Origin of the sequence: Geoalkalibacter sp., from assembly GCF_030604225.1 — a bacterium.
Classification (GTDB): Bacteria; Desulfobacterota; Desulfuromonadia; order Desulfuromonadales; family Geoalkalibacteraceae; genus Geoalkalibacter.
This window is the reverse complement of the sequence record NZ_JAUVWH010000153.1, coordinates 1-6830: the sequence shown is the minus strand read 5'-3', so window position 1 is coordinate 6830 and position 6830 is coordinate 1. Positions and strand designations below refer to the sequence as shown.

General features: G+C 65.6%; 5 protein-coding genes and 1 pseudogene. 5 read left to right on the top strand and 1 reads right to left on the bottom strand.

From position 1 onward, the window contains the following. On the bottom strand, positions 1–483 hold the full coding sequence (locus tag QAT43_RS13495; protein ID WP_305043606.1) for a single-stranded DNA-binding protein: 483 nt from the start codon (positions 481–483) through the stop codon (positions 1–3). Positions 484–625: 142 nt separating this feature from the next. Between QAT43_RS13495 and QAT43_RS13490 the strand changes: the two genes are divergently transcribed. The 5 genes and pseudogenes from QAT43_RS13490 to QAT43_RS13470 form a co-directional block, all read left to right on the top strand. Beyond that, the gene (locus QAT43_RS13490) at positions 626–1339 is read left to right on the top strand and encodes a lysophospholipid acyltransferase family protein (protein WP_305043605.1); all 714 of its coding nucleotides are present in this window, start codon (positions 626–628) and stop codon (positions 1337–1339) included. Further along, positions 1336–3018 carry a ribonuclease J gene (locus QAT43_RS13485; RefSeq protein WP_305043604.1) on the top strand — a complete coding sequence of 561 codons (1683 nt, stop codon included), beginning with the start codon at positions 1336–1338 and terminating at the stop codon, positions 3016–3018. Before QAT43_RS13490 ends, QAT43_RS13485 begins: the two co-directional genes overlap by 4 nt. Before the next feature lie 94 nt (positions 3019–3112). Continuing rightward, complete coding sequence (locus QAT43_RS13480) at positions 3113–3904, top strand: undecaprenyl-diphosphate phosphatase (protein WP_305043603.1); 792 nt, start codon at positions 3113–3115, stop codon at positions 3902–3904. Positions 3905–3914: 10 nt separating this feature from the next. Beyond that, on the top strand, positions 3915–6194 hold the full coding sequence (locus QAT43_RS13475) for a DNA translocase FtsK (RefSeq protein ID WP_305043602.1): 2280 nt from the start codon (positions 3915–3917) through the stop codon (positions 6192–6194). 4 nt (positions 6195–6198) lie between these two features. After that, positions 6199–6830: pseudogene (locus QAT43_RS13470) on the top strand (hypothetical protein); the annotation flags it as partial.

Sequence of the window (6830 nt, the reverse complement as noted above, 5' to 3'; positions counted from 1 at the left end):
TCAAAACGGAATCTCGTCGTCGGGATTGAAGGGCGGCTCCTCGAAGTCGCTGTAGCTGGGCTCTTTTTTCGGCGCACCGCCGCTCGCCGGGCGACTCTCGCCGCGCGGCGCGAAATCGCCGCGCTGGCTCGGGGCGTAGCCGCCGCCCTCCTCGCCGCGCCCGCCGAGCATCTGCATCTGGTCGGCGACGATCTCAGTGATGTAGCGGTCGTTGCCGTCGCGGTCCTGATACTTGCGGGTCTGGATCTTGCCCTCGATATAGACCTGCTTGCCCTTGTGCAGGTACTTGCCGCAGATCTCGGCCAACTGCCTCCAGGCGACGATGTTGTGCCACTCGGTCTTGTCCTGCATCTGCCCGTCCTTGTTCTTGAAGCGCTCGCTGGTCGCCAGGGAAAAAGTCGCCACCGGCACCCCAGAGGGCGTGTAGCGAAGCTCGGGATCCTTCCCCAGGTTGCCGACCAGAATCACCTTGTTGATGGACATCCGCCTACCTCCGTTGGTTGCAATCGACCACCGAGTCTAGCGGAATTGCCGCGGACTGTAAAGCGCCTTGCGGGAAAAGGGTTTGACTGGGCGCAACAACTCATTTAGACTAACTTTTTTGCTGGACACCAAGGCTCAAGACATGCTGCGAACCCTGTTTTTCCTGACCGGCTTTTTCCCCTGGACACTGCTCGTGCTGCTGGTCAGCCTGCCCCTTTCGCTGATGGGTCCCGACATTCTGCATCATTGGGCGCGGCTCTGGGCGCGCGGTAGCCTGTGGCTGGCCGGCGTGGAGGTGCGCTGCCGGGGCGGCGAGCACCTGCGCCCCGGCGCGGCGATGGTCTACATGCCCAACCATCAGAGCAATTTCGACATTCTCGCCCTGCTGGCCTGCATTCGCCCGCCCTTTCGCTGGCTGGCCAAGAAGGAGCTGTTCGCCATTCCGCTGTTCGGCGCGGCCATGCGTCGCGCCGGCTGCATCGCCGTGGATCGCGGTGATCACCAGAGCGCGGTGGCGAGCCTGGATGAAGCGGCGCGGCGCATTCACAACGGCGAGGCCGTCATGATTTTTCCGGAAGGGACGCGCTCCCTCAACGGGCGCCTGCTGCCCTTCAAGAAGGGCGGTTTTCTCACGGCCATCAAGGCTCAGGCGCCGGTTCTGCCCATCGCCATCACCGGCAGCGGCGGCATCTTGCCCAAGCACGGCCGCAGCCTGCGGCCGGGCGTGATCTCCGTCACTTTTCTACCGCCCATCGAGACACGCGCGCTGAGCCTGGAGGATCGGGATCTGCTGATGGAACGCGTGCGCGCCAGCCTCGACGCCCTGCTCGGCGAGCGGGGAGCGGAGACGTCATGAGCCTGGGACCCGCACTGCAACCCGCCGAGGTGCGCCTCGTCGCCTTGGGCGGACTGGGTGAGATCGGCTTGAACATGATGGTCCTCGAAAGCGGCAGGGATCTGCTGCTCGTCGATTGCGGCCTGATGTTCCCCGAGGCCTACATGCTCGGCATCGACCTGGTGCTGCCCGATATCGGCCCCATCCGCCACCGCATCCAGGACATCCGCGGCCTGGTGCTGACCCACGGCCACGAGGACCACATCGGCGCCATCCCCTACCTGCTGCCGCAACTGGGTTTTCCGCCGATTTACGGCACCGGCCTCACCCTCGGGCTGCTGCGCAACAAACTCGAGGAGCACGGCCTGCTGAGCCGCGCCGCGCTGCATCAGGTGAGCGTGCCCGAGGAGGTGGCGCTGGGGGCGTTTCGCGTGGAATTCTTCCGCGTCACCCACTCCATCGTCGACGGCGCCGGACTGGCCATTCGCACCCCGGCGGGACTCATCGTCCACACCGGCGATTTCAAGTTCGACAACACCCCGGTGGACGGCAGCCGCACCGACCTGGCGCGCCTCGCCGGCTACGGCGACGAGGGCGTGCTGCTGCTGCTCTCCGATTCGACCAACGTCGAGCGCCCGGGCATGACCCTCTCCGAGCGGGTTGTGGGCGAGGCTCTGGCCGGGATTTTGCCCACCTGCCGGCAGTTGGTGCTGGTCTCGACCTTCTCCTCCAACATCCACCGGGTCCAGCAGGCGGTGGATGCGGCCCTCGCCTGCGGCCGCAAGGTGCTGCTGCACGGTCGCAGCATGGTGGCCAACTGCGCGGTGGCGCGACAACTGGGCTATTTGCGCATTCCCGACGCGGCGCTCATCGACCTGCGCGACCTGCGCGACCTGCCGCGCAACGAGGTCATGGTCATCACCACCGGCAGCCAGGCCGAGCCCCTCTCGGCGCTGATGCGCATCGCCATGGCCGACCACAAGCAACTGGAGCTGGAGCCCGGCGATACGGTGATCCTCTCCTCCAAGTTCATTCCCGGCAACGAGAAAGCGATCAGCAACCTGATCAATCACCTCTACCGGCGCGGCGCCGAGGTGTTTTACGAGAGCACCAGCGAAATCCATGTTTCGGGCCACGCCAGCCAGGAGGAACTCAAGCTGATGCTGGCCCTGACCCGGCCGCGCTATTTCGTGCCGATTCACGGCGAATACCGCCATCTGGTGCGTCACGCGCAACTGGCCCGCGCCATGGGCGTCGCCGCGGACTACGTCAAGGTGCTCGACAACGGCCGGCCCCTGGTGGTGGGGCCCAACGGCCTGCGCCTGGAGGAGCGGGTGGAAAGCGGCCGGGTGCTGGTCGACGGTAAGGGCGTGGGCGACGTGGGCGCCATGGAACTGCGCGACCGCCGCCACCTCGCCAATCACGGCCTGGTCATGGCGATCCTCGCCGTCAACCAGAAAACCGGCGAAATCCTCTACGGGCCAGAAGTCTTCACGCGCGGCTTCATTCCCGAGGAAAACAGCGCCGCCTACTTGGAGGAGATGCGCCAGGTCATCCGCCAGGTGCTGGTGGAGCATAGCCCCGAAGCCATCGCCGAATGGGAGGAACTGCGCGTCGAGGTGCGCAAGGCCCTGCGCCGCTTTTTCAACCGCACCATCCAGCGCCGCCCGCTGATCGTGCCGGTCATTCTGGAACTCTAACGACGACCCTGAGCGGATTGCAGCCGCAGGGGCAATTCATGAATTGCCCTTACTACGCATCACCCACTTAACCTATGAAAGTTTTTGAAACGAAATGACTCTCCTTCAAGCCCTGTTCCTCGGCCTCCTGCAGGGAGTGACCGAGTTTTTACCCGTGTCGTCCTCGGGCCATCTGGCCATCGCCCAGCATTTTCTCGACGGTTTCGAGCAGCCCGGGGTGTTCTTCGATGTCATGTTGCACGTCGGCACCATGGTGGCGGTTATCATCTATTTCTGGCGCGACATCCAGGCCATTGCCCTGTCGCCCTTCCGCCGCGGCGGGGACTCGGGGGTGCATCGCAAGATGCTGCTGCTGATCGTCGTCGGCTCGCTGCCCACCGCCTTGATCGGCCTGAGCTTCAAGGATTTTTTCGAGGGACTGTTCGACAACCTGACGGTGGTCTCCACCATGCTGCTGGTCACCGGCACCCTGCTGTTCGTCTCCGAGCGCTTTCGGCGCGGCACCCGCAAGCAGGGCCAGCTCACCCTCGGCGATGCCCTGGTGGTGGGGACCGTGCAAGGCCTGGCCATCGTGCCGGGCATCAGCCGTTCCGGCTCGACCATCGCCACGCTGCTGTTGCGGGGCGTCGACGGCGAAACCGCCGCGCGCTTTTCCTTTCTGCTCGCCCTGCCGGCGGTGTTCGGCGCGGCCCTGCTGTCCCTGCGCCATCTGTCAGCGGTGCCCGCGGGAGAGTTTCCCCTCTACCTAGCCGGCACCGCCATGGCGTTCGTTTCGGGTTATCTGTCCATCCGCTTTCTGCTGGCCGTCATCCGTCGCCGCCGACTATTCGCCTTCGCCCTGTACTGCTGGGCGGTGGGCACGCTGTTTTTGACGTATTCCCTCTGAGTTTGCGCCCATGAGCAAGGACGACAAAAAATCCCTGGGCAGCGTGCTGCAAAAAGAGATCGGCGGATTGCTCTGGCTGGCCGCCGGTCTGTTGCTGTTGCTCTGCCTGGCCTCCTTCAGCAATGCCGATCCTTCCTTCAACAACAACTTGCATCCGGAGAAAATCGCCAATTTCGGCGGGAAATTCGGCGCGCACCTGGCCGACCTGCTCTACCAGGCGATGGGCTTGCCCGCCCTGCTGCTGCCCCTGGCCTGCCTGCGGGTGGGCTGGCGGCTGCTTAAGCTGCGCGATGTGCGTTTGCGCCCCTACAAAGCCTGCGCCTTTCTCGGCCTGCTCCTGTCCCTGGCAGGCCTGCTCGGCCTGAGCTTTCATCAGGTATCGCTGTTTGGCCAGACCATCAACGAGGCGGGCGGCGGCGCGGGCCGCATCCTTGCCGACAGCCTGGCCGGCTGGCTCAACCCGAGCGGCGCCGCCGTGGTGCTGAGCGTGTTCTTTCTGGTTTTTCTGATTCTCTCCACGCGCTTTTCCATGGTGCTCTTCGTTTCAGGACATCTGGACCGCCTGGGCCAGGGTTTCGAGGAGCGACGCTCCCGCCGCGCGGCGCTGCGGGAGCAAAAGGCCCGGGCGAAGGGCGAACGGCTTGAGCAGGGCCCCATCATCCAGGCCCCCGTGCCGCGCCCCGCGCCCGCCGCCGCGCGCCTCAATCCGAAGAAAAAGAAACAGGAGGAACAGGAGCGCCAGGCCGCCTTCGAGTTCCTCGAACCCTCGGGCACCTACCATCGGCCGCCTCTGGCCCTGCTCGACCATGAGGGCGGCGCCGCGCCGCCGGTGGACCGTGAATCGCTCATGGCCAACGCGCGCCTTTTGGAGAACAAGCTCAAGGATTTCGGCGTCGAGGGCGAGGTGGTGGAGGTCAAGCCGGGGCCGGTGGTGACCATGTACGAATTCGCCCCGGCGCCGGGCGTCAAGGTTAATAAGATCGCCGGGCTCTCGGACGATCTGTCCATGGCCCTGCGCGCCCTCTCCATCCGCATCGTCGCGCCCATTCCCGGGCGCGGCGTGGTGGGCATCGAGATTCCCAACCGCGAGCGCGAGACCGTGTGGCTCAAGGACATCATCGAGGCCGACGCCTTTCAACGCGCCGGAGGACGGCTGCCCATGGCCCTGGGCAAGGACATCTTCGGCGGCACGGTGGTCGCGGATCTCGCCAAGATGCCGCATCTGCTGGTGGCCGGCTCCACCGGCAGCGGCAAGTCGGTGTCCATCAACACCATGATCCTCTCCCTGCTCTATCGCGCCACGCCCGAGGATGTGCGCATCATCATGGTCGACCCCAAGATGCTCGAACTCTCCATCTACGAGGGCATCCCGCATCTGCTGCTGCCGGTGGTGACCAACCCCAAGAAAGCGGCCCTGGCCCTCAACTGGGCGGTGCGCGAGATGGAGCGGCGCTATCGGCTGATGGCCGACAAGGGCGTGCGCAACATCGAGGGCTACAACAAGAAACTCGCCCGCGAGGAAAAGGACAAGGCCGAGCAGAAGGCGCAAGGGACGCTGGTGGTGGAGAGCGTCGAGTCTCCCGAGGAGGAATTGCCGGTGATCGAGCCCATCGCCGGCGAGGAACTCGAACACGGCCATCTGCCTTATATTGTGGTCATCGTTGATGAACTGGCCGACCTGATGATGGTGGCCGGACGCGAGATCGAGGAAGCCATCGCGCGCCTCGCGCAAATGGCGCGCGCCGCCGGCATCCACCTGATTCTCGCCACCCAGCGCCCCTCGGTGGATGTCATCACCGGACTGATCAAGGCCAATTTCCCGACGCGCATCTCCTTCAAGGTGTTTTCGCGCATCGACTCGCGCACCATCCTCGACTCCATGGGCGCCGAAACCCTGCTCGGCATGGGCGACATGCTCTTTTTGCCGCCGGGCACCGGCGCCCTGCAACGGGTGCACGGCGCCTTCGTCAGCGAGTTGGAAGTGCAGCGCGTGGTGGATTTTCTCAAGAAGCAGGGCGAACCCGAATACGACAAGTCGATTCTCGAGGCCCCGCCCGCCGCGGAGGGCGGCGGCGAGGAGGACATGGAGCTGGACGAGAAATGGGACGAGGCCCTGGCCCTGGTCGCCGAAACCCGCCAGGCGTCCATCTCCATGCTCCAGCGCCGCCTGCGCGTGGGCTACAACCGCGCCGCGCGCATGATCGAGAAAATGGAGCAGGACGGCATCATCGGACCCTCCGACGGCACCAGCCGGCCGCGCGAGGTGTTCATCAACCGCATCGAGCCTTAAATCCATGGCGAACCGCAAGGATCTGGACCAGGACATCATCGAGCTGTGCATGGCCTCGCTGCACGCCCTGCCCGGGTGCCGGCCGGTCTATGTCCCGGCGGGCGACGCCCGTCGGGGCGGCATGCTCAATCTGAGCGGCCCCTGGGGCGAGTGTCGCTTTCAGGTGCAGGTGGTGGCGCGTCTCACCCCCCTGGCGGCGCAGTTGTTATTGCACCAGAACCAGGCATCGGACCCGCCCCTGCTGCTGCTCGCCGATTTCGTGTCCGAGAGCCTCGCCGCGCAGCTGCGCGGCGCCGGCATTGCCTATCTCGACACCGCGGGCAACGCGTCCCTGCACGGCGGCGCCCTGCTCGTCGAGGTCAGCGGCCGCAAGCGGCGCGCCCGCCCGGTGCGCACCAGCCGCGGCTTTCAACCCTCGGGTCTGCGCCTCATCCATCTGCTGCTGCGCAAGCCCGAGGCCCTCAACTGGAACTACCGCCGCCTGGCCGAAGAGGCGGGACTGGCCCTGGGGGCGGTCGGTCCGGTCCTCAAGGAACTCGCCGAGCGCGGCTACAGCTTCGAGGACGAAACGGGCAAGCGCCGCCTGCGCAACCGCCTCGATCTGTTCCGGCGCTGGGAAATCGGCTACCTGGAGCG